Consider the following 21,059-nt stretch of genomic DNA (forward strand, 5'->3'; position numbering starts at 1 on the left):
GGAGGGTTGGTGGAGCGTCGTTCGTGGCGTGCGCGGGCGGTTCAGCCGGCCGACGGCACGGGTGGGGCCATCACGTCGTCGAGGTGCCCGCGGTACCAAGGCGCGCAGGCGGCGAAGCCCTCGGCGATACCGGGGCCGGGTTCCAGACCGGTCAGGGACCACAACGGGGCGGAGTCGAACCAGTGGTCCTCGCCCAGCTGAGCGAGCCGTTGCAGCAGAGCCGGATCGGCCCGGTTGCCGAGACGTGTCCCCAGGTCTCTCGTGTGCACGTCCCCGCGCGGCAGCGGCAGGTCCAGGTGCCGGCACAGCGTCGTGACGACCTCGCGCACGGTGACCGGGTCCGGGTGCGCCGCGTGCAGCACGAGGGACGGGGGCAGCGGCTCCGGCCGGGTCGCGAGCGCGGCGGCGGTCCGGGCCAGATCCTCCACGGAGATCCACGACAGCTTGGCCCGCCCGCCGTTGATCCAGTGCGGGAACCCGCTGATCATGCGGGCGAGGGCGGGTACGGCCCACACGTCACCGACGCCGTGGACCAGCCCGGGGCGAAGGACGGTTCCGCCGGCGGCGAGGACGCTTCTGTCACCCGCCAGCCGCGAGGCGCTGGTCACCGACGGCGGCCGATCGGACGACCCGGGCTCGCCCCGGTGCGGGCCAGGACCGTGGACCGCGGTGGTGCTGAGCCGCACGAAGCGCCGGACACCCGACCGTTGAGCCTCGGCCAACAGGGCTTGCGTACCTGCGGTGTTGACGGCGTGGGCGGTGACCGGGTCGTCGGTGATCGCCGAGGCGAAGTGCAGCACCGTGTCCACGCCGTCGCACACCTCGCTCAGGGACCCGGGGTCGGTGAGGCCGGCTGTGACCACGTCGGCTGTCTCCGCGCAGCAGTTCGGGAGGCCTCTTCTGTGCGTGAGCAACCGCAGCCGTGGCCGGGCCGGGTGGACGCGCAGCCGATGGACGACCTGATGGCCCACGAAGCCGGTCGCACCGGTGATGAGAACCATCGGTGTGCGTTCCTTCACGCGAGCTTCAACCGGCGTCACGAATGCGTCTGTTTGCGAAAGAGACAAGCCGGATCCGTGAACACGCTGCGGTGATGCTCCTCCCGCCCGATACGATGAAAGCGCTGTACCGGCTCCTGACGTGCGTGTTGTACGGGACGCGGCCCATGAGGGAGCGATGTCCGACGAGGGCGGGGTGAGGGTGTACGGGGGTGGTCGGCCGATGTTCTCGGCCAGGAACTCGGATGCCATGAGGGTTCGTTCCCTTTGCGGGTCGGGGATCGCTGACGCACATGCCTCGACATGACCCGTGGGCCACGTGGCTGTGAAGCGTTCGGCACGCCCGGCGGCACGCCCGTGCACAGGGCATGCGGGGTGGCCGCCGGACGCGAGTGGCGGTCGATCACCGAGATATGAGGTGTGCCGGAGAGGCGAGAGGCGTCGGCTGCGGCGGCGACGCGTCGGGTGAATCGCTGTTCGATCGACGGTGGCGCGGGCCGTGTCCGATGACGCGTCCGCGGACGGAGGAGCGATCAGCCGTGCATGGATGTGCCCGCGAGCAGAACCCTGAACACCGGCTGCTCGTTCTGGTGACCGGTGACTTCGAGTTCCGTGCGGTGCGGCAGGCCGGTGGGCACCGTGCGGACCTCGATCCAGCACGGCGGTCCGAACTCGACGTAGCCGTGGAAGGCCACCTGTACCGAGGACCAGTGGTGGCGGACCGGTGTGGTGGCCGCGTTCGCGGCCTGGAACGCCGCTTCGACGAGGACCATGCCCGGGAAGTGGTCGTTGCGGTGGTCGAAGACGGTCGGGTGGGCGCTGTCCGCGCGCAGTTGCCAGCGCCTCTTCGATCCGGCGCCCGTGGGCCCGGGAGCCGGGGCGAGCAACACGTCCATCGGCCGGGCGCGGCCGACGAGGACCGGCGCCACGGGTTCGCGCTGTACGGGGGGTGCGGTCGATTCGATCTGCTCACCGCGCAGTCTGCGGTAGACGGCGGAGCTGATGATGTCGAAGCGACCGCCGCCCTGTGCCAGAACCTCCCCCTGCTCCGTGCGCAGCGTCATGTCACAGGTCATGGCCGCCAGTCGCCGGCCGCGGAAGCGAAGATCCGAGCAGGCAGTCTCCACCTCGATACGACGGCGCCCGGGCGCCGGAACCGGGCGGGTCCACTCCCGGGTGTACGCCAGGTCCCACATGACGAAGTGGTGATCCAGGGGTACGTCGTAGGCGGCGTGAGCCAGTAGGAGTCCGCACTGACGAATGGTTTCTGCGATCAGGTTGGCCCCGTGATTACCCTTCACGGTTGTATAGAAAGGGTGGTCGTGGGGCCAGGCGACGTTGATGAGATAGCGGTTCTCCGCCTGCGGCCGCCATCCAACTGGTAGAACATCCAGCAAGGTTGAGCGATGTACCAGTTCTTTGAAGACCGGATGGAATGCTGCGTCGGGCGATATGTCGGATTCTGTGTGCCAGGAGGGCTGTCTGCTCTCCTGTTGCACATCGGTAGCCTGCACGCCTTCCCCCTAGGTATGCCATAGCCGAGCTCGAGGTGAGCTCGAGCGGGACGTAACATACGTGTGAGTCGGTATGTGGCTCAATGGGTTGTCTCACATGTTGAGATTAATGATGAGTAACATGCGTTCTACCTGCAGAAACAGGCGAAACGCCTTGGAGGTAAGTCGATGGTGACGCAAGAACGGGCTCTCGCGACCCGCCGCATGATCCTGGAGGCAGCGGGGTCCGTCTTCGCTGAACGGGGCTACAGCGCCACGACGGTCGCCGACGTCCTCAAGAAGCTCACCCTCACGCGCGGAGCCGTGTACTTCCACTTCTCCTCCAAGGAGGAACTCGCCCGAGCCGTGCTGGCGAGCCAGGCGGACGTCCCGACGGTCGTCCGGGACCTGAAGCTTCAGGAACTCATCGACCTGGGCCTGGTGTTCGCCTGCCAGCTGGCCAGGGATCCGGTGCTCCAGGGCAGTGTCCGGCTGTCGTTGGAGCTGGACTCGGTGGGACTGGACCGGAAGCTTCCCTTCCAGGGGTGGGTCGACCGCAACCTCAGCATCCTGAAGGAGGCCGGCGCGCGGGGTGAACTGCGTCCGCACGTGGACCTGGTGGAGACGGCCGAGCTGCTGTGCTCCTGCTTCACAGGAGTGCAGCTGTTCTCCCAGGTCATGACCGGTTGGACCGATCTGGACGCCCGGGTCAGGGTGCTGCTGAAGCATGTCCTGGCGAACATCGCGGAGCCGATGGTGCTCCTCCAGCTCGACCTGAGCCCGGACCGGGGCATCACGGTCGGGGCGGAGTTGGGTGCCCTGGCGGCCGAACGGGCGGCCAATGGTGAGGATGAGCCCATGGAGGGCTGATCCTGCCCGTTCCGTGTGCGTCCGTCGCTTCGGGCGAGCCGCGATGCGCGCGGGCCCGCCGGGATATCGGGCGGGCCCGTCCTTCAGGGGCCCCACGCTTCCAGGACCCGGCTCGGCGGAGGAACTCCGCCCCTCGCCTCACTCCATGCGGCCCACCGACGGCGGCAGGAGATTCCATACACCTGTGACGGTTGACTCGGCGAGCCACTGCTCGCCCTCTTGCCACAGGTACGCCATTCCCACGGTCATGGCGACGACCGCGTTGGCGGTGTGCCCCGCCGGGGCGGAGCGGGCGAACGGATACCGGCGCTCCGCGAGCGCCACGGCCTCCCGTACGTACTCCTCCCACTGCCGGATGACGTTCACCGTGGGCTTGCGGTCCTTCTCGCAGCTCAACAGGACTCCCGCGCGGAAGGTGACCTCGCCCCGGTACAGCGCGGCGAACGTCTGTACCGCCCATGCCAGGCCCGGCACGCCGTTGTCCCGTCCGCCGCTCGTCACTCTCGCGAACTGCTCGGCGGCTGCCGCTTCCACCGCGTCCGCCAGCGCCTCCTTGCTGGGGAAGTGGAAGTAGAGGGCTCCCCGGCTCACTCCCGCGGCCATGGCGATCGTGGACAACTTCGCCCGCGCATAGCCGTGTTCGGCGAAGACCGTCGCGGCGGAACGAATCAACTGGGAACGGGTCCGGGTCGCTTTGGCGCTCAATGCCGACTCCTCACGTCCGTGCAGGTGGCCTTGCAGGTGCCGGCACGGTCCGGATCGAGCCATGAGGCCCTGCAACAGGCCACGAACATAACATTCATGACTGTATCTTTAACCCCCTCGCGTCGGCATATACGGGTAAGCGGAATGGTTGATCAGACAACAAAGATGTCCGATGTGGGCGTTAAGTCCGCATCCCGTGAGGCTGTTCGAGACACCGGAGGCGTGATTCACGCCACTCAAAGCGCGTTGACATGCATGCGTGTCGGTTTGTAATCTCGGGGTGCCCGATCGGTTTTCGGCGTGGGCTTCCACGCAGGAACGGGGGAAACGACGACATGAGTCAGCCGGGCATGGTTCTGCACCGAAAGCACGGTACGCAGCACCGTCATCGCGGTTCTGAGGCGCAGCGCGGCGCCTCGCAGGGGGTGGAGGGTCACATACCGGGGGTGGACATGGCTGTCGAGAGATGGCGTGTGCTCGTGGTCGAGGACGACCCGCATGCCCAGAGGGGAATCACACACAGCCTCCGGCGGCAGGGCTGTGAGGTGATCGCCGTCGACAAGGGCGGCAAGGCGCTGGAGATGTACGAGCACGCGGACCTGGTCCTGCTGGACCTGGAACTGCCGGACCTGCACGGCCTGGACGTGTGCGCCGCGATCCGCGCCGCGGGGGACACCCCCATCATCGCCTTCACCTGCCGCAGCAGTGAGTGGGACCAGGTGCTGGTGCTCGAGGCCGGGGCGGACGACTGTCTCCTCAAGCCCTTCGAGTTACGGGAGTTGACCGCGCGGATCGGCGCGGTGATGCGGCGCAGTGCGCGACAGGCGCACGCGCCGGACGTCATGGAATGGGGCCCGCTGCGCATAGACATGAAGCTGCGTCAGGTCACGCTGCGCGGCGAGCGCGTCGAGTGCACCCGCAAGGAGTTCGACCTGCTGTGCCTGCTGGCCTCACAGCCGGGAGCCGTCGTGTCGCGGCGCCGGCTCATGAGCCAGGTGTGGGGAGACCACTGGTCGCCCCCCAGCCGCACCATCGACACGCATGTCGCCAGTCTGCGACGAAAACTCGGACCCGACGAGTGGATAACGACCATTCGCGGAGTCGGACTGTGCTTCCAGCCGGCCATCGCCGGCTGAATCCCGAATTCTTTTTTCGCCCTCCTGAGCAGGAGGGCGACCGCACCGCACACCTCAAAGGAACCCATATCCATGTCTGATCTCACTCCTGAGCGCGTCGGCGCGGCCTGGGCCTCCCTGGCCACAGGGGACCGCGCGCGCATCACGGAATTCTGGGACGAGAAGGTGCGCTTCGAGGTTCCCGGACTGCACGCGTATTCCGGCTGGTACGAAGGTCTCGACGCGTTCCTCGAGTTCTTCGGGAACATGTTCCGGCTGTCCGGCGGCACGATGCACGGCGAGAACGTCACGGTTCTGGTGAACCCCGAGGCCGGCTACTCGGTCGACGTCAACCACATCTCGGCGGTGCGTGCGGGGGCGGAGGCCGACAGCACCTCGCCGTACGACACCTTCGAGATAGAGGCGCTGCACCTGCTGCGCTGGAGCAACGGCCGCATCGTCGAGGGCCGTTGGACCGTGCTCGGGGCCGGTGCCGAGACCACCGCGCTGTGGTGGTCCCCGCGGGACGCCGCCGGCGCCCGCCGCCAGGTCGTCTGACGTCCCGCCACACAGACGCCGGTACGGCCGCGGCGGCAGCGGAGGCCAGGGCCGTACCGGCTGCGGGTGCCGGCGCGGTGCGGCGGTGACGTGGGGACGGCCCGCCGCACCGCACCGCACTCCAACGGGCCGAGCAGGCCCACAAGTTCAGCAGAGCGCACAGCACACCTTCGACCGTGAGGATCCCCATGTCCGAGGAACGACTTCGAGTAGCACTGGTGATCGGAAGCACCCGTGCCACACGCTTCGGCCCCACCATCGCGCAGTGGTTCGCCGAAGAGGTGCGGCAGAACGACGCCGTCGAACTGGACGTCGTGGACCTCGCCGCCTACCCGCTGCCGGTGGCGGTGACCGAAACCCCCGAGCCCGCGGACGCGGCGACAGCGGAGGCCCTCAGCGCACGTCTGGAGCGGGCCGAGGCCTTCGTCGTCCTGACGCCCGAGTACAACCACAGCTTCCCCGCCCCGCTCAAGGTCGCGATCGACTGGAACTACACGCAGTGGCAGGCCAAGCCGATCGGCTTCGTCTCCTACGGCGGTCTCGCCGGAGGCCTGCGCGCGGTCGAGCAACTGCGTCAGGTCTACGCCGAGATGCATGCCGTCACCCTGCGGGACACGGTCAGTTTCCACGGCGCCCGCGCCACCTTCGACGCGGACGGAAACCCCAAGGAGCCGGAGGGCTGCGCCGCCGCGGCCAAGACCATGCTCGACCAGCTCGTGTGGTGGGGCGTCGCACTGCGCGAGGCCCGCGCCAGGCGCCCCTACCGCGCGTGATCCGCCCCGCCGCTCGCCGCTGCGACGTCGACGAAATGAGACAGCCATGACCGGGATGCTCCTCGCTCCCCGCACCACCTCGGACGCCTTCCTGTCCGCCGCACGGGCGGCGGGCGGGCCGGCCGGCCACGACGCGGCCCGTGCCGACCGTGAACGACGGCTGTCCGCCGACGTGGTGGCGGCACTGGTCGAGGCCGGCTTCAGCAGGGCGCTGGTCCCGGCACGCCACGGTGGAGCCGGCACCGACTTCGCCACGCTCACCGAGGCGGTCGCCACGGTCGGCGAGGGCTGTGCCTCCGCCGCCTGGATCGGCTCGCTGCTCGCCTACACCGCGCGCTTCGCCGCCTGTCTTCCCGCCGAGGGACAGGCGGAGATCTGGGCGGACGGGCCCGACAGCCGCCTGGTGAGCTCCCTGGTCTCCACCGGCGCCACCGCGGTGCCGGCCGACGGCGGCTGGCGGCTGACCGGGACCTGGACGTACGCGAGCGGTGTCGACTTCTCCGACTGGGCCCTCGTCATGGCGATGGCACCGGGCGTGGAAGGACAGGATCAGGCGCGCTTCTTCGCCCTACCCCGCTCCGCCTACCGGATCGAGGAGACCTGGGACACCGTCGGCATGCGGGCGACCGGCAGCCACACCGTCGTGGTGGACGAGGTGACCGTGCCGGCCCACCGGACCTTCCTCATGGACGACATGTTCACGGGGCAGGGCGCCGTGTCGGACGAACTGCGCCACACGCAACCGCTGTTCGCCGTCAACGGCCTCACCTTCGCCGCACCCGTCCTGGGCGCGGCCCGGGCGGCACTGAAGCTCTCGGCCGGTGCCCTCACCGACAAGGTGGTCCGCGGCACCGAGCCCGCCGAGGCACTCCAGATCGCCCACGCCCGGGCGGCCGGGGAGATCGACGCGGCCGCGCTGCTGCTGACCCGTGCCGCGCAGAGCGTGGACCGGGCCCGGGCCACCGATGACGTCCTGGTGCGCAACCGGCGGGACTGCGCGCTCGCCACCCGGCTGCTCGTCTCCGCCGTCGACGCCCTGTTCCACGCCGGCGGCACGCGCAGCCAGTCGATGTCCGACCCGCTCCAGCGCATCTGGCGGGACGTCAACTCCGCCGCCAGCCACATGGTGCTGCAGTTCGACGCCGCCGCGCTGGCCTTCACCCGTGGCTTTCTCGACGCCGCCCGAGCAGGGAAGAGCTCCTGACCATGACAACGGACGCGATCGGCAGCCGGCTGCTCTTCCACGAGGACTTCCGCGACGGCTTCACCACCAACGCACCGGACGCCGGCTGGCACACCCAGGACACCGCCGGCGTGGCGGGCGGCGACGGAATCGCCCACGTCTCGCAGCTCGGGCTCGCCGTGGTCCCCACCGGGGTCAACCCGCGCACCGGCGCCCCCGCCTTCGTCTCCACGACCGGCCAGCAGGCCGACGGCGGCGAGGGCACCCGCGACCACGTCAAGTGGACGGCCCTGCCGAACCGTTCGGCGGAGACCGGCCTGCCGGGCTTCGACGTCCCCGCGGCCGGCAGGCTCGTGTGCACCACCACCCTCGCCGTGTCCACGTACGCGACGGAGGACCACCCGTTCGGCGCGGCGGTCGACGACCCGCAGGCCGACCCCCGGCTGGCCTGCGGCTCGATGATCACCGCGGACGTGGAGACGGCGTCCATCTTCGGCTTCTTCGTCACCAACACCCGCGTCTACGCGAACTACGAGCGGCTGCGCATACCCGGCACCACGTACGCGGCGTACACCTATGCCGTCCCGGTCGCCGAGCGGGCGCCCGGGGACCTCGACACCCTGCGGATCACCCTGGACTCCGCGCGCTCCACCGTGACGTGGGCGGTGAACGGCACGGAGGTCCTCGCCGTGGACCGGATCGGACACCCGGTCCTGGACCGCGCACACCAGCTGCTCGACCACGCGGGCGAGCCCGAGGACGTCATACCGCGCCAACTGACAACCGGCGTCGGCATGTTCACCCTGCTCGACGGGGCCCTGGGCGCCGACTCCACCGGTCTGGTGCGGATCGACTCGGCGCCCTCCCAGTATGTCGACCCGCGCCGCGGTGCGCCCTGGCCGCAGAAGTTCCTCGACCAACAGAGCGTCTCCGCAAGCCGCCTGTGGGGGCAGGGCGTCGCGCTGAACGTGCGCGACGTCTCCGTCACCACCGCCTGAGTGCGGGCCGTCGTACTCGACGGCCCGTGCGACTCCGCCATCCCCGATGAATTGCAAAGGACAGTGTTGTGACCGCAGTAACGCCCGTGAAGGCGGGCCGTCGTGAGTGGTTCGGCCTGGCAGTCCTGTGCCTGCCGGCCCTTCTCACGACGATGGACCTGACGCTTCTGTTCATGGCCGTCCCCAAACTGACGGCCGATCTGAACCCCTCCAGCACCCAGCTGCTGTGGGCCAGCGACATCTACGGCTTCCTCATCGCCGGCTTCCTGATCACCATGGGCACGCTCGGCGAGCGCATCGGACGCCGCCGCCTGCTGATGATCGGAGCCGTGTTCTTCGGGGTCGCCTCCGTGCTCACGGCCGAGGCGAACAGCCCCGAGATGCTCATCGCGGCCCGAGCCCTGCTCGGTGTCTCGGCCGCCACCCTCGCACCCTCGACACTGTCGCTGCTGCGCGTCATGTTCCGGGACGAGAAGGAGAGCACAACCGCGGTCACCGTCTGGACGACGTCCTTCATGGTCGGGGGTGTCGTCGGCCCGATCGCCGGTGGCCTGCTGCTCGACCACTTCTGGTGGGGCGCGCCCTTCCTGCTGGCCGTGCCGGTCATGGTCCTGCTGCTGATCGCGGGCCCGATCCTGCTGCCCGAGTACAAGGACCCGGCCGGCGGCCGTCTCGACCTGCTGAGCGTCGGCATGTCGCTGGCGGCGATCCTGCCGGCGGTGTACGGCATCAAGGAGCTGGCCCGCGACGGGTTCGAGACCTGGCCGGCCGTGGCCCTCGTCGTCGGCCTGGTCTTCGGCGTGGTCTTCGTACTGCGCCAGCGAGGCCTGTCCGTGCCGCTGCTGGACGTCACCCTGTTCTCCCGTGCCGCGTTCTCGGTCTCCGTCGGCACCCTGCTGCTGACCACCGGCCTGATGATGGGCATTCAGTACCTGCTCGCCACCTACCTGCAGATCGTCCTCGGCATGTCGCCGGCCGAGGCGGGTCTGTGGCAGCTGCCGGTCATCATCCCGGGCATGGTCGCCGCCGTGGTCGGCACCGGCATCTCCCAGAAGATCGGCACCCCGCCCGTCCTGATCGTCGGCCTGCTGATCGGTTCCGTCGGCTTCGGAGTGCTGACCCAGATCGACGGCAACTCCGGTACGGCGCTGGTCATCACCTCGTCCGCGATCATGTTCGTCGGTCTCGCCCCCGTGATGGCACTCGGGATCGGCACCATCGTCCAGGCGGCTCCCGTCGAGCGGGCCGGCGCCGCCTCCGCGCTGGCGTCCACCACCAACGAACTCGGCGGCGCCGTCGGTATCGCCCTCATCGGCAGCCTCGCGACGGCGGTCTACGGCTCCACCCTCGACGACCACCTGCCCTCCGGTGTCACCGGCGGGGCGCACGACGCCGCGCGCAACAGCGTCGCCGAGGCGGCCGCCGTGGCCCAGGACCTCCCCGGCAAGGTCGGCGGCGAGCTGGCCTCGGCGGCCCACGACGCCTTCGCCCACGGTATGGAGGTCGCCTCCTACGTCTCCATCGGCGTCCTTCTCGCGATGGCCGCGCTGGTCGCCGTACTGCTGCGCCGGGCGCTTCCCGCCCCGGCCGCGCAGCCCGCGGCCCAGCAGCCGGTCGCCGCCGAGGAGACGCTGCCTTCCGGCGCGTAGGACCCCCGGATCCGCCCGTTCGTCTGCGAACCGCCCACCGGTGCCGACCAGGCACCGGTGGGCCACCACAAGGAGGTTCCTCGGATGACGAGGATCAGTGTCAAGGACCAGTACTACACGCTGGTCAACATCTTCGAGACGTCCCCGGAGCACCAGAACCGGCTCATCGAGATCTGGCAGAGCCTCGGTGCCGCGGACGAGCGCAGCGGGCTCGTGTCCGTCAACGCCCACCTCAGCCACGACGGCAACTCCGTGATCAGCTACATACAGTGGCGCGACAAGGCCGCCTGGGAGGGCATACTCAGCGACCCCAGCAGGCAGGAGCGCTTCAAGGAGGTCCTGACCTTCGCGACCTTCGACAGCATCCACTGCGAGGTCGTCCACACCCAGCGCAACCCGCGCCTGGGCGACTCGGCCATCGAGATATCCGAGCAGCAGGACGTCTTCACGGTCATCGAGGTGGCCCGCACCCGGTCGAAGTCCCAGCAGGACGAACTGCTCGCCGTGGTGACGCAGCCCAACCCGGCCCTCGACGCGACGCCCGGCTACATATCGCACAGCGTGCACCGCGACTTCGAGGGCGAGGCCGTCGTCAGCTACTCGCAGTGGGAGAGCCAGGAGGCCTACGACGCCTTCCGCGCCGGCCGCGACGCGAGCGGCGCCCGCCCCGCCGCCCTGGATGGAGTGGACCTGCGCGAGTACACCCTGCGCATCGCCTACATCACCGAGGCGACCACCGTCTGACGGTCGGGTGGCACACAGACCCTCCCGTACGCCCCTTGCGCGCCGTCCGTCACGGACGGCGCGCGGGATGTGGCCGGGAGTTCCCCAGCCCACTCACGACACCGAAGGGAGGAGGTGACAGCCATGACCGAAGCCGCGCTGAGCGCAGCTCTGGAGGAGGTCCTTGCCACGTTCTCGACCGAGAACGAGCTGACCGAGAGCGAATTCGAGCTCGCCCTGGGCAACGAGACCTGGTAGCCCAGGGTCCTCTTGTCACCGGCCCTCGCTGCCTCGGCAGCGGGGGCCGGTCTCTTCCCCCGGACACAACACTTCGTCGACCGACAGGAGCCCGCCGTGAGCTCGTCCGCCGTGGCAGCCCGTCCCGCCTGGCTGCAGGATCCGACCCTCGCATGGCGCCCCGCCGTACGCGGCGTGGTGCTCTGCGCCCACCCCCATGACCTCGCCGGCTGCCTGGGCCCGAACGCCGTACGGGCGGCCGTGGCCATCGGCCCGCCCCCGACCGGCTACGACCATCTGTGCGGCGTCCAGGAGCTGTTGGCCGTCCTGCTGCCCGCGGCACGCGGCGCGCTGCCGGAGGTGCTGCAACGGCACGCCGAGGTGCTCTCCCTGCTCACCCGCGCGAACGAGCCCGACGGACCGGACGGACCGGACAGCTCGGACGGACTTGACGGACCGGACAGCCCGGACGGCCAAGGGCACGCACCGCGGGGCCGGTTCGTCCCCGTGTCCGAGACCGCGTCGCTCGGCACCACCCGGCGCATCAGCCGGGAGTCCCACACCACCGCCGGCTGGATCGACCGCGCGGCCCGCTTCCTCGTCGACGCCCTGCCGGTGCTCGGCGAGCGGCCCGTCCTCGTCATCGAGGCCTTCGACCACTGGGACCGTATCTCGGTCCGCATCCTGTACCGGGCCGTCCTGATCGCCGACCAGCAGGGCCGGCCCCTCACCGTCCGCGGACTGCTGCGGGACGGCGGCACCCAGTTCCTGGAGCGGCTCTCCCGGCAGCGGGCCGTGCGGGTGTGCGGGACGCTGTCGGTACCGGACGCGCCGCGCGCCGCTCCCGCTCCGGCGGTCGAACCGTGGCGCTCCGCCGAACCCGTCGGCCCGCTGCGTGCCATCGGTGACGCGATCGCCCTGCAGAACTTCGAGCGGGCCGACCTGCTGATCGCCGCGCACCTGGCGGCGGTCGGCGCCGCGGGCGGGCGGGTGGACGACCTGGCTGACCTGATCAGGCTCCAGGCCATCTCCCAGGCGCAGACCGGGCGGATCGACAGTGCCGTGGCCAAGCTGGAGGAATCCCTGCGGCTCGCGGAGAGGCCCGAGTTGAGGGCCCATCTGAACTACCTCGTCGCGCTGCTCGTCACCAAGCGCAAGGACGACACGGACACGGCGCGCACCTACTACCTGCGCGGACTGGACTGCCTCGACGCACTCGCCGAGCCGGGAGTGGAGGCACAGGTGGAGAAGGCGTGGATCCTCAACGGCCTGGCGCTCGCCGCGGCCATCGACGCCCGGGAGGCCGAGGAGAGCGGGGGCCGGGACCAGCTGTTCCAGGCCGCTTTCGAACTGGAGTTTGACGCGTTTCGGCTGGTCCGCGAGATGCCCGGGGACAGTGCCTTCTATCTGCGCTACAACCTGAGCCACAACCTGGCCTTCCTGCTCCAGATCACCGGCTGGCACCGCCAGGCGGAGGACTTCCTGCGCTCGGTCTCGGTGACGATGCTCGGCACCGGCAGGCCGGAGTTCTACGTGCCGCACCACTACGCGATCGCCGTGCTGCAGTTGCGCCGGGGCAGTCACGAGGAGGCGGCGGAGTCCTTCGGGGCGGCCGTCCGTGTCGCCGGCACGCTGCGTGACCCCTTCCACCTGGAGAAGCTGCTCGCCGCCGCCGGGTACACCGACATGCGGCGCGGCGACCACACGGGTGCCGCCCGGCACTACCGGGACGCGGCCCGCACGGCCCGCCGGCTCTGCGACGAGAAGGCGTTCGCACAGGACCTGGCGGGCCTCTTGTGGGCACTGACCCTCGGGCGCTCCCCGTGGGACCGGCACACCCTGGCGGCCGCCCGCATCTGGTACCCGGAGGCGGCCGGCGCGTACGACCGTGGCGCCGGGCAGGAGAGTCTCGCCGAGGCGCTCACCACGGCCGGCGCGGAGGTCGCACCCCCGTCCTCCAAACTCCCCTCCTATCTCCCCGCCGTGGACCTCGAGGGACTGCCCGAACGCGACCTCAACCGCTTCCTGGCAGGCATCACGTCACGCGAGAACCCTGGACAGCTCTCGGGGCGGAGCGTGGGGGAGCGGGAAGCGGTCGCGGTGGACGCGGTGGGTGTCCCTGAGCCGGAGCGGGCGCAGGCGTCCGGGCACTCCGTGACCGGCGGTGTCGGGCGATGAGTTCGTTGCCGCGGCTGACCGTCGCTCAGGCCGACGCGCTGGCTGACCGGTTCCTCGAGCACTGCCGGGCGGCCGGGGTCCTGGAGGCCGGGGCGCCCGCCGTGTCCTGGCCGGAATTCCATGCCTTCCGTGCTCGGCTGACCGCCTCCTTCGAGGTGCCGACCACCACGCTCACCCCGCTCGCCGCCCGTGTGCTGTACGGCCTCGCGGCGGCCCGCCGGCCCCTCACGGTCGCCACCCTCGGCTGCTTCGCCGGGAACCTGATGGCCTGGGTGTCCGGGCCGGGCTTCGGTCCCGACTCCCGCTATCCCGGCCGCCGGTCCCTCGGCCTCGACGTGGCCGCCGAGCCGGTGGCGCTCGCCGCGGCGAACCTGCGCAGAGCCGGCTTCACACCCGGTGCCGAGGCCGTCGTGGGCGATGCCTTCGATGCCGCGGCGCACAGTGCGGACGACACCTGGGACCTGCTGCTCATCGACATCGACGTGCCCGGCGCGCGCAAGTCCGGATACGCCCGGCTGCTGGAGCGCTGGCTGCCCCGTCTGGCGCCGGAAGCGCTGGTGATCGCCCACGACGTCTGCCACCCGGTCTTCGCGTGGGATCTGCGCGACTACGCGGCCTTCGTCAAGGACCGAGGGGCCCTCGCCACCACGACCCTCCCGGTGGACGACTGCGGCCTCGAAGTCAGCCGCTGGCCGGGCTGAATCTCCACGGAATTCAATTAAGCGGAAACACGACTGTCATGTGCCCACGTCACTTCACGAAAACATGACGCAACTTCGCACAGCCCTGACGAGGTTCCGTCCGGATCTCCTTGATCCGGCCGGTCGTTTCGAAGGAGTATTTAGTCGGCTTCCCGAGGCGGCGCAAGTGTCCGGCGGATGCCATATCCGATGACCTTTCACGGTCCATCGATGCTGAAATCAATTTCCCCAGGACGACCGAGGAGAGTGGCATGGACGCCGAAGTCATAGTCGTGGGAGCCGGTCCGGCAGGATTGATGCTCGCCGGTGAATTGCGCCTGGCCGGAGTCGACGTCGTCCTTCTGGAACGGCTCGCCGAGCGCACCGGTGAGTCGCGCGGTCTCGGATTCACGGCACGCACGATGGAGGTGTTCGCACAACGCGGTCTGCTCCCCAGGTTCGGGGAGATCGAGGTCAGCGATTTCGGTCACTTCGGTGGCCTGCCCGTCGACTTCGGTGTCCTGGACGGCGCCCATCAGGCGGCGAAGACCGTTCCGCAGTCCCACACCGAGGCGGTGCTGGAACAGTGGGTCGCCGACCTCGGCACGGACATCCGCCGCAGTCACGAGGTGCTCTCCGTCAAGGACGACGGCGACAGCACCCTCGTGGAGGTGCGCGGCCCGGACGGCGTGCACGAACTGCGTGCCCAGTACCTCGTCGGCTGCGACGGCGGCCGTAGCAAGATCCGCAAGGAGGCCGGCTTCGACTTCCCCGGCACCGCCGCCACGCTGGAGATGTACCTGGCCGACGTGCGGGGACTCGACCTCGAACCGCGCATGATCGGCGAGACCCTGCCGGGCGGCATGGTGATGGTCGGTCACCTGCCCGGTGGCATCACCCGGCTGATCGTCTGTGAGCGCGGCACGCCCCCGCAGCGCCGCACCGAAGCTCCCGCGTACGAGGAGGTCGCGGCCGCCTGGAAGCGCCTGACCGGCGTCGACATCGCCCACGGTGAGCCGGTGTGGGTGAGCGCGTTCGGCGACGCCACCCGACAGGTGACCCAGTACCGCAAGGGGCGCATCCTGCTCGCCGGCGACGCCGCGCACATCCACCTGCCCGCCGGCGGCCAGGGCATGAACACGAGCATCCAGGACGCGGTCAACCTGGGCTGGAAGCTCGCCGCGGTGGTCCGGGGCCGTGCGCCCCAAGCGCTGCTCGACACGTACCACGACGAGCGCCACCCGGTCGGCCGGCGCCTGCTGATGAACACCAGGGCCCAGGGTCTGCTCTTCCTGAGCGGGGCCGAGGTGCAGCCGGTCCGTGACGTGCTCTCCGAGCTCATCGCCTACCCGGACGTCTCCCGGCACCTGGCCGCCATGGTGAGCGGACTGGAGATCCGCTACGACACCGGCACCGGCAGGCACCCGCTGCTCGGCCGGCGCATGCCACGGCTGGAGCTGACGACCGCCGCGACCTCGCGGTCCACCACCAGCCTCGACCTGCTCGCCGCCGGCCGCGGGGTGCTGCTCGACCTGGAGGACACCGCCGCCCTGCGGGCGCGGGCGCTGCCGTGGGCCGACCGGGTGGACATCGTCACCGCCGCGCCGGTCGGCGTGCCCGCCGACAGCCCGCTGGCGGACACGGCCGCGATCCTCGTCCGCCCGGACGGTTACGTCGCCTGGGCCGCCCCCGGCAGCCACCACGACCTGCCGATGGCGCTGGAGCGCTGGTTCGGCCCCGCCCGGGCCGGACTGCCGCGCTGACCCCCTTTCGATCCGCACGCCGAGGCCGCTCGGCTTTCCGGCGCCTTCCTGCCGCGAAGGAGAAGAAAAAGACCATGCACAGCACACTGATCGTCGCCCGAATGGAACCCGGAGCACGTTATGACGTCGCCCGGCTCTTCCGGGAGTTCGACGGCACGGAAATGCCGCACATCATGGGCACCAAACGCCGCCAGCTCTTTGTCTACAAGGGTCTCTACTTCCACCTCCAGGAATTCGAGACGGACAACGGCGGGGAGATCATCGAAGAGGCGAAGACGGATCCGCGCTTCGTGCAGATCAGCCAGGACCTCAAGCCCTACATTCAGGCCTACGACCCGGCCACCTGGCGTTCGCCCGCCGATGCCATGGCCAAGTCGTTCTACCACTGGGAAGCGTCCTCGTGAGCGGTCGTCGTGTCGCCATCACCGGAATCGGAGTGCTCGCTCCGGGCGGAACGGGCGCCAAGAATTTCTGGAATCTGCTGAGCGAGGGCCGGACGTCGACGAGGGGCATCACCTTCTTCGATCCCTCCTCCTTCAGGTCACGGGTCGCCGCGGAGATCGACTTCGATCCCGAGGAACACGGGCTGAGCCCGCAGGAGATCCGCCGCATGGACCGCGCCGCCCAACTCGCCGTCGTGGCGACCCGGGAGGCCGTCGCCGACAGCGGCATCGTCCTGGCGGACCTCGATCCGTACCGCACCGGGGTCACCATCGGCAGCGCGGTCGGCGCCACCACCGGGCTGGACCAGGAGTACCGCGTCGTCAGCGACGGCGGGCGGCTGGACCTGGTCGACCACCGCTACGCGGTACCCCACCTCTACAACCACTTCGTGCCGAGTTCCTTCGCCGCCGAGGTCGCCTGGGCGGTGGGCGCCGAGGGCCCTTCGACCGTCGTCTCCACCGGCTGCACCTCCGGCCTCGACTCCGTCGGCCACGCCGTGGACATCATCCGGGAGGGCACCGCGGACGTCATGATCGCGGGCAGCTCGGACGCCCCGATCTCCCCGATCACCGTCGCCTGCTTCGACGCGATCAAGGCGACGACCCCGCGCAACGACGACCCCGAGCACGCGTCCCGTCCCTTCGACGGAACCCGCAACGGCTTCGTGCTGGGCGAGGGTTCGGCGGTGTTCGTCCTGGAGGAGCTGGAGAGCGCGCGGCGCCGCGGGGCGCACATCTACGCGGAGATCGCCGGCTACGCCTCCCGCTGCAACGCCTTCCACATGACGGGTCTGCGCCCCGACGGCGCCGAGATGGCCGAGGCCATCGGTGTCGCCCTGGACGAGGCGCGGGTGAACCCGGACGCGATCGATTACATCAACGCGCACGGCTCCGGCACCAAGCAGAACGACCGTCACGAGACCGCCGCGTTCAAGCGCAGCCTCGGTGACCACGCCTACCGGACACCGGTGAGCTCGATCAAGTCGATGGTGGGCCACTCGCTCGGCGCGATCGGTTCCATCGAGATCGCGGCCTCCGCACTCGCCATGGAGAACCACGTCGTTCCGCCGACGGCCAACCTGCACACCCCGGATCCCGAGTGCGACCTGGACTACGTGCCGGTCACGGCGCGGGAGTGGCGCACGGACACCGTCCTGACCGTCGGCAGCGGCTTCGGCGGCTTCCAGAGCGCCATGGTGCTCGCGCGACCCGACAGGAGCATCGCATGACGACCCCGGTAGTGGTCACGGGCCTGGGCATCGCCGCTCCCAACGGTCTGGGCACCAAGGACTTCTGGGCGGCCACGCTCAAGGGCGAGAGCGGCATCGGACCCGTCACCCGCTTCGTCCCGGACCAGTATCCGGCGCGGCTGGCCGGCGAGGTGCCCGGCTTCGTCGCCGAGGACCATCTGCCGGGCCGGCTGCTCCCGCAGACCGACCGGATGACCCGGCTCGCGCTGGTCGCCACGGACTGGGCCCTCGAGGACGCCGAGGTCGACCCGAAGGAGCTCAACGCCTACGACATGGGCGTGATCACCGCCAGTTCCTCCGGCGGCTTCGAGTTCGGTCAGAACGAGCTGCAGAAGCTGTGGAGCAAGGGCGGTCAGCACGTCAGCGCGTACCAGTCCTTCGCCTGGTTCTACGCCGTCAACACCGGCCAGATCTCGATCCGCAACGGCATGAAGGGCCCCAGCGGTGTCGTGGTCAGCGACCAGGCCGGCGGCCTCGACGCCCTGGCGCAGGCGCGGCGGCAGATCCGCAAGGGCACCCGGCTCATCGTCTCCGGTGCGGTGGACGCCTCGATCTGCCCCTGGGGCTGGGTCGCCCAGCTCGCCGGCGAACGGCTGAGCCAGGAGGACGACCCGGACCGCGCGTACCTGCCCTTCGACGCGCTCGCCGGCGGCCACGTGCCCGGCGAGGGCGGCGCGATCCTCGTCCTGGAGGACCTCGCGGCGGCCCGCGCCCGGGGCGCGCGCGTTTACGGCGAGATCGCCGGCTACGGGGCCACCTTCGACCCCCGGCCCGACAGCGGCCGGCCGCCCGGCCTCGGCCAGGCGATCCGCGCCGCCCTCGCCGACGCCGAGGTCGCACCCGGCGACATCGACGTGGTCTTCGCCGACGCGGCGGGCCTGCCCGCGCTCGACCGCGTCGAGGCCGACGCCATCACGGAGGTCTTCGGACCGCGCGCAGTGCCCGTGACGGCACCCAAGACGATGACCGGACGGCTCTACTCGGGCGCCGCGCCGCTGGACGTGGCGACCGCTCTGCTGGCGATCGAGGACGGCGTCGTCCCGCCCACCACCAACGTGGAGGTCGCCCCGGAGTACGACCTCGACCTGGTCACCGGCGACCCGCGCACCGCCTCCGTCCGCACCGCGCTGGTGATCGCCCGCGGCTACGGCGGCTTCAACTCCGCGGTGGTCGTGCGCGCCGCGGGCTGACCCGCCGTCCCGCGACACCACGGCACGCACAGCACACAGACCCTCGGCACGACCCTCAGCATGGAGGAAACCCCTATGTCCGACCGGATATTCACCCTGGACGACCTGCGCCGCATCCTGCTGGAGAGCGCGGGCTCGGAAGAGGGCATCGACCTCTACGGCAACATCGAGGACAGCGACTTCGAGGAGCTGGGCTACGAGTCCCTGGCGCTCCTGGAGACCGGCGGCCGCATCGAGCGCGAGTTCAACGTCAGCCTCGACGACGTCAACCTGTCCGACATCACCACCCCGCGGGCCCTCGTCGCAGCCGTCAACGCCCTCCTCACGGCTGACATCGCCGCCTGATCCGGACTCGGTCCGACGGCCTCGATCGGACCGGCGAAGCGGGCCGGGCGTTCCCCCGACCGCCCGGCCCGCCTTCACCCCTCAGGACTTCGTCCGTCCACTTCCCGCGCGGCCGCCGCGCAAGGAGACGCAACATGACACAGCACAACGGCCGGGTCGCTCTGATCTCCGGCGCCACCAGCGGAATCGGCCTCGCCGTCGCCCGCCTTCTGGGTACCGCGGGACACAAGGTGTTCATCGGCGCCCGCACCGCCGAGAAGGTGACGGAGACGGTGAAGCAGCTGCAGAGCGAGGGCATCGACGCCGACGGCGCCACCCTCGACGTGCGCTCCACGGAATCGGCGCAGGCCTTCGTCCAGGGGGCGGTCGACCGCTTCGGCAGCGTCGACATCCTGGTGAACAACGCGGGCCGCAGCGGCGGCGGTGTCACGGCCGACATCGCCGAGGAGCTGTGGGACGACGTCATTGACACCAATCTCAACAGCGTCTTCCGGCTCACCAACGCGGTCCTCAACACCGGGGGCCTGCGTCACAAGGAGTGGGGCCGGATCATCAACATCGCCTCCACCGCGGGCAAGCAGGGCGTCGTCCTCGGCGCCCCCTACTCGGCCTCGAAGCACGGCGTGGTCGGCTTCACCAAGGCCCTCGGCAACGAGCTCGCCCCCACCGGCATCACCGTCAACGCGGTCTGCCCCGGATACGTCGAGACACCGATGGCGCAGCGGGTGCGGGCCGGATACGCCGCCGCGTACGACGTCAGCGAGGACGCCATCCGGGAGAAGTTCCAGGCCAAGATCCCGCTCGGGCGGTACTCCACGCCGGACGAGGTGGCCGGCCTGGTCGGTTACCTGGCCTCCGACACGGCCGCCTCCATCACCTCCCAGGCCCTGAACGTCTGCGGCGGCCTGGGCAACTTCTGAGCCGCCCCGCCCGCCGCCCACGCACTCATCCCAAGGAGCCCGACCATGTCGCAGCCCGGCCTGCGCGAGGTGGAGCACGAGATCACCGTCTCGGCTCCGGCCGCCGCCGTCTACCGTCTGATCGCCGAGGTCGAGAACTGGCCGCGCATCTTCCCGCCCACCATCTACGTCGACCATCTGGAGAGCACGGGCAACGCCGAGCGCATCCGGATCTGGGCCACGGCCAACGGCGAGGCGAAGAACTGGACCTCCCGCCGCGTCCTGGACCCCGACCGCCTGCGGATCGAGTTCCGCCAGGAGGTCTCCGCACCTCCCGTGGCCGCCATGGGCGGCACCTGGATCATCGAGCCCCTCGACGAGGCGACGTCCCGCATCCGCCTGCTGCACGACTACCGTGCCGTCGACGACGACCCGGACGGCCTGCGCTGGATCGACGAGGCCGTCGACCGCAACTCGCGGTCCGAACTGGCCGCCCTGAAGACCAACGTCGAACTCGCCCACGCGGCCGAGGAGGTGACGTTCTCCTTCGAGGACTCCGTCCGGGTCGCCGGCTCCGCGAAGGACCTGTACGACTTCGTCAACGAGGCCCACCTGTGGCAGGAGCGCCTGCCCCATGTCGCCTCGGTCCGGCTCGACGAGGACGTACCGGGGTTGCAGACCCTGGAGATGGAGACCCGCGCCAAGGACGGGTCCACCCATCTGACCAAGTCCTACCGGGTCTGCTTCGAGGGCCGGAAGATCGCCTACAAGCAGGTGACCCTGCCGGCGCTGATGACCCTGCACACGGGTTACTGGACCTTCACCCAGGACGCGGACGGCACGACCGCCTCCTCCCAGCACACCGTCGTCCTCAACACCGAGAACATCACCAGGATCCTCGGTCCGGACGCCGGTGTCGCCGAGGCCCGCGAGTACGTCCGCACCGCGCTGAGCACCAACAGCCGGGCCACGCTGGGGTATGCCAAGACCTACGCCGAGGCGCGCTGAC

Annotated in this window: 21 protein-coding genes; 18 read left to right on the top strand and 3 right to left on the bottom strand. The window is 70.2% G+C overall.

Features of this window, described 5'->3' with window-relative positions; all coding sequences use genetic code 11:
• Positions 1–41: 41 nt before the first annotated feature.
• Both ACFULQ_RS31065 and ACFULQ_RS31070 read right to left on the bottom strand, forming a co-directional pair.
• Positions 42–1,001 carry an NAD-dependent epimerase/dehydratase family protein gene (locus ACFULQ_RS31065; RefSeq protein ID WP_383550331.1) on the bottom strand — a complete coding sequence of 320 codons (960 nt, stop codon included), beginning with the start codon at positions 999–1,001 and terminating at the stop codon, positions 42–44.
• Between the two features lie 530 nt (positions 1,002–1,531).
• Complete coding sequence (locus ACFULQ_RS31070) at positions 1,532–2,512, bottom strand: ScbA/BarX family gamma-butyrolactone biosynthesis protein (protein ID WP_383550333.1); 981 nt, start codon at positions 2,510–2,512, stop codon at positions 1,532–1,534.
• A gap of 168 nt (positions 2,513–2,680) precedes the next feature.
• Here ACFULQ_RS31070 and ACFULQ_RS31075 point away from each other — a divergent pair, with 168 nt between their 5' ends.
• Positions 2,681–3,361 (top strand): ScbR family autoregulator-binding transcription factor, encoded by a 681-nt coding sequence (locus ACFULQ_RS31075; RefSeq protein WP_383550335.1) that lies wholly within the window; start codon positions 2,681–2,683, stop codon positions 3,359–3,361.
• Positions 3,362–3,499: 138 nt separating this feature from the next.
• Here ACFULQ_RS31075 and ACFULQ_RS31080 read toward each other — a convergent pair whose 3' ends face one another.
• The gene (locus ACFULQ_RS31080) at positions 3,500–4,066 is read right to left on the bottom strand and encodes a TetR family transcriptional regulator (protein ID WP_383550337.1); all 567 of its coding nucleotides are present in this window, start codon (positions 4,064–4,066) and stop codon (positions 3,500–3,502) included.
• Positions 4,067–4,518: 452 nt separating this feature from the next.
• Here ACFULQ_RS31080 and ACFULQ_RS31085 point away from each other — a divergent pair, with 452 nt between their 5' ends.
• The 17 genes from ACFULQ_RS31085 to ACFULQ_RS31165 all read left to right on the top strand — a co-directional run bounded on the left by ACFULQ_RS31085 (position 4,519) and on the right by ACFULQ_RS31165 (position 21,058).
• The gene (locus ACFULQ_RS31085; RefSeq protein WP_383550339.1) at positions 4,519–5,202 is read left to right on the top strand and encodes a response regulator transcription factor; all 684 of its coding nucleotides are present in this window, start codon (positions 4,519–4,521) and stop codon (positions 5,200–5,202) included.
• A gap of 72 nt (positions 5,203–5,274) precedes the next feature.
• The gene (locus ACFULQ_RS31090) at positions 5,275–5,739 is read left to right on the top strand and encodes a nuclear transport factor 2 family protein (protein WP_383550341.1); all 465 of its coding nucleotides are present in this window, start codon (positions 5,275–5,277) and stop codon (positions 5,737–5,739) included.
• A gap of 188 nt (positions 5,740–5,927) precedes the next feature.
• Entirely contained in the window at positions 5,928–6,512 is a 585-nt protein-coding gene (locus tag ACFULQ_RS31095) for an NADPH-dependent FMN reductase (RefSeq protein ID WP_383550343.1), read from the top strand.
• 46 nt (positions 6,513–6,558) lie between these two features.
• A complete protein-coding gene (locus ACFULQ_RS31100) occupies positions 6,559–7,716 on the top strand; it encodes an acyl-CoA dehydrogenase family protein (RefSeq protein ID WP_383550345.1) in 1,158 nt (385 codons plus the stop codon).
• 2 nt (positions 7,717–7,718) lie between these two features.
• Positions 7,719–8,693, top strand: coding sequence for a DUF6081 family protein (locus ACFULQ_RS31105; protein WP_383550347.1), 975 nt, complete (start codon positions 7,719–7,721; stop codon positions 8,691–8,693).
• A gap of 68 nt (positions 8,694–8,761) precedes the next feature.
• A complete protein-coding gene (locus tag ACFULQ_RS31110) occupies positions 8,762–10,342 on the top strand; it encodes an MFS transporter (protein ID WP_383550349.1) in 1,581 nt (526 codons plus the stop codon).
• Between the two features lie 84 nt (positions 10,343–10,426).
• Entirely contained in the window at positions 10,427–11,086 is a 660-nt protein-coding gene (locus ACFULQ_RS31115) for an antibiotic biosynthesis monooxygenase family protein (RefSeq protein ID WP_383550350.1), read from the top strand.
• Between the two features lie 114 nt (positions 11,087–11,200).
• Complete coding sequence (locus tag ACFULQ_RS31120) at positions 11,201–11,323, top strand: hypothetical protein (protein WP_383550352.1); 123 nt, start codon at positions 11,201–11,203, stop codon at positions 11,321–11,323.
• A gap of 96 nt (positions 11,324–11,419) precedes the next feature.
• Positions 11,420–13,480, top strand: coding sequence for a hypothetical protein (locus ACFULQ_RS31125; protein ID WP_383550354.1), 2,061 nt, complete (start codon positions 11,420–11,422; stop codon positions 13,478–13,480).
• Positions 13,477–14,181, top strand: coding sequence for a class I SAM-dependent methyltransferase (locus ACFULQ_RS31130; protein ID WP_383550355.1), 705 nt, complete (start codon positions 13,477–13,479; stop codon positions 14,179–14,181). Before ACFULQ_RS31125 ends, ACFULQ_RS31130 begins: the two co-directional genes overlap by 4 nt.
• Before the next feature lie 251 nt (positions 14,182–14,432).
• Positions 14,433–15,923, top strand: coding sequence for an FAD-dependent monooxygenase (locus ACFULQ_RS31135; protein ID WP_383550357.1), 1,491 nt, complete (start codon positions 14,433–14,435; stop codon positions 15,921–15,923).
• A 74-nt stretch (positions 15,924–15,997) separates the two neighbouring features.
• Entirely contained in the window at positions 15,998–16,327 is a 330-nt protein-coding gene (locus tag ACFULQ_RS31140) for a TcmI family type II polyketide cyclase (RefSeq protein ID WP_383550359.1), read from the top strand.
• Entirely contained in the window at positions 16,324–17,595 is a 1,272-nt protein-coding gene (locus tag ACFULQ_RS31145; protein ID WP_383550361.1) for a beta-ketoacyl-[acyl-carrier-protein] synthase family protein, read from the top strand. The genes ACFULQ_RS31140 and ACFULQ_RS31145 overlap by 4 nt, the downstream gene beginning before the upstream one ends.
• On the top strand, positions 17,592–18,806 hold the full coding sequence (locus ACFULQ_RS31150; protein WP_383550363.1) for a ketosynthase chain-length factor: 1,215 nt from the start codon (positions 17,592–17,594) through the stop codon (positions 18,804–18,806). Before ACFULQ_RS31145 ends, ACFULQ_RS31150 begins: the two co-directional genes overlap by 4 nt.
• A gap of 75 nt (positions 18,807–18,881) precedes the next feature.
• A complete protein-coding gene (locus ACFULQ_RS31155; protein ID WP_383550365.1) occupies positions 18,882–19,151 on the top strand; it encodes an acyl carrier protein in 270 nt (89 codons plus the stop codon).
• A 134-nt stretch (positions 19,152–19,285) separates the two neighbouring features.
• Complete coding sequence (gene fabG / locus ACFULQ_RS31160) at positions 19,286–20,071, top strand: 3-oxoacyl-ACP reductase FabG (RefSeq protein ID WP_383550367.1); 786 nt, start codon at positions 19,286–19,288, stop codon at positions 20,069–20,071.
• Positions 20,072–20,116: 45 nt separating this feature from the next.
• Positions 20,117–21,058 (top strand): aromatase/cyclase, encoded by a 942-nt coding sequence (locus ACFULQ_RS31165; RefSeq protein WP_383550369.1) that lies wholly within the window; start codon positions 20,117–20,119, stop codon positions 21,056–21,058.
• Position 21,059 lies beyond the last annotated feature (1 nt).

It is taken from the genome of Streptomyces sp. NPDC057253, assembly GCF_042669125.1.
In the GTDB taxonomy this organism is placed as follows: domain Bacteria; phylum Actinomycetota; class Actinomycetes; order Streptomycetales; family Streptomycetaceae; genus Streptomyces.

What these genes read in the sequence shown, in the direction of transcription:
- ACFULQ_RS31165 (WP_383550369.1), top strand. Translation starts at nt 20,117, where the DNA reads ATGTCGCAGCCCGGCCTGCGCGAGGTGGAGCACGAGATCACCGTCTCG.
- ACFULQ_RS31095 (WP_383550343.1), top strand. Translation starts at nt 5,928, where the DNA reads ATGTCCGAGGAACGACTTCGAGTAGCACTGGTGATCGGAAGCACCCGT.
- ACFULQ_RS31090 (WP_383550341.1), top strand. Translation starts at nt 5,275, where the DNA reads ATGTCTGATCTCACTCCTGAGCGCGTCGGCGCGGCCTGGGCCTCCCTG.
- ACFULQ_RS31085 (WP_383550339.1), top strand. Translation starts at nt 4,519, where the DNA reads ATGGCTGTCGAGAGATGGCGTGTGCTCGTGGTCGAGGACGACCCGCAT.
- ACFULQ_RS31100 (WP_383550345.1), top strand. Translation starts at nt 6,559, where the DNA reads ATGACCGGGATGCTCCTCGCTCCCCGCACCACCTCGGACGCCTTCCTG.
- ACFULQ_RS31115 (WP_383550350.1), top strand. Translation starts at nt 10,427, where the DNA reads ATGACGAGGATCAGTGTCAAGGACCAGTACTACACGCTGGTCAACATC.
- ACFULQ_RS31065 (WP_383550331.1), bottom strand. Translation starts at nt 1,001, where the DNA reads ATGGTTCTCATCACCGGTGCGACCGGCTTCGTGGGCCATCAGGTCGTC.
- ACFULQ_RS31140 (WP_383550359.1), top strand. Translation starts at nt 15,998, where the DNA reads ATGCACAGCACACTGATCGTCGCCCGAATGGAACCCGGAGCACGTTAT.
- ACFULQ_RS31150 (WP_383550363.1), top strand. Translation starts at nt 17,592, where the DNA reads ATGACGACCCCGGTAGTGGTCACGGGCCTGGGCATCGCCGCTCCCAAC.
- ACFULQ_RS31155 (WP_383550365.1), top strand. Translation starts at nt 18,882, where the DNA reads ATGTCCGACCGGATATTCACCCTGGACGACCTGCGCCGCATCCTGCTG.
- ACFULQ_RS31135 (WP_383550357.1), top strand. Translation starts at nt 14,433, where the DNA reads ATGGACGCCGAAGTCATAGTCGTGGGAGCCGGTCCGGCAGGATTGATG.
- fabG (WP_383550367.1), top strand. Translation starts at nt 19,286, where the DNA reads ATGACACAGCACAACGGCCGGGTCGCTCTGATCTCCGGCGCCACCAGC.
- ACFULQ_RS31105 (WP_383550347.1), top strand. Translation starts at nt 7,719, where the DNA reads ATGACAACGGACGCGATCGGCAGCCGGCTGCTCTTCCACGAGGACTTC.
- ACFULQ_RS31130 (WP_383550355.1), top strand. Translation starts at nt 13,477, where the DNA reads ATGAGTTCGTTGCCGCGGCTGACCGTCGCTCAGGCCGACGCGCTGGCT.
- ACFULQ_RS31075 (WP_383550335.1), top strand. Translation starts at nt 2,681, where the DNA reads ATGGTGACGCAAGAACGGGCTCTCGCGACCCGCCGCATGATCCTGGAG.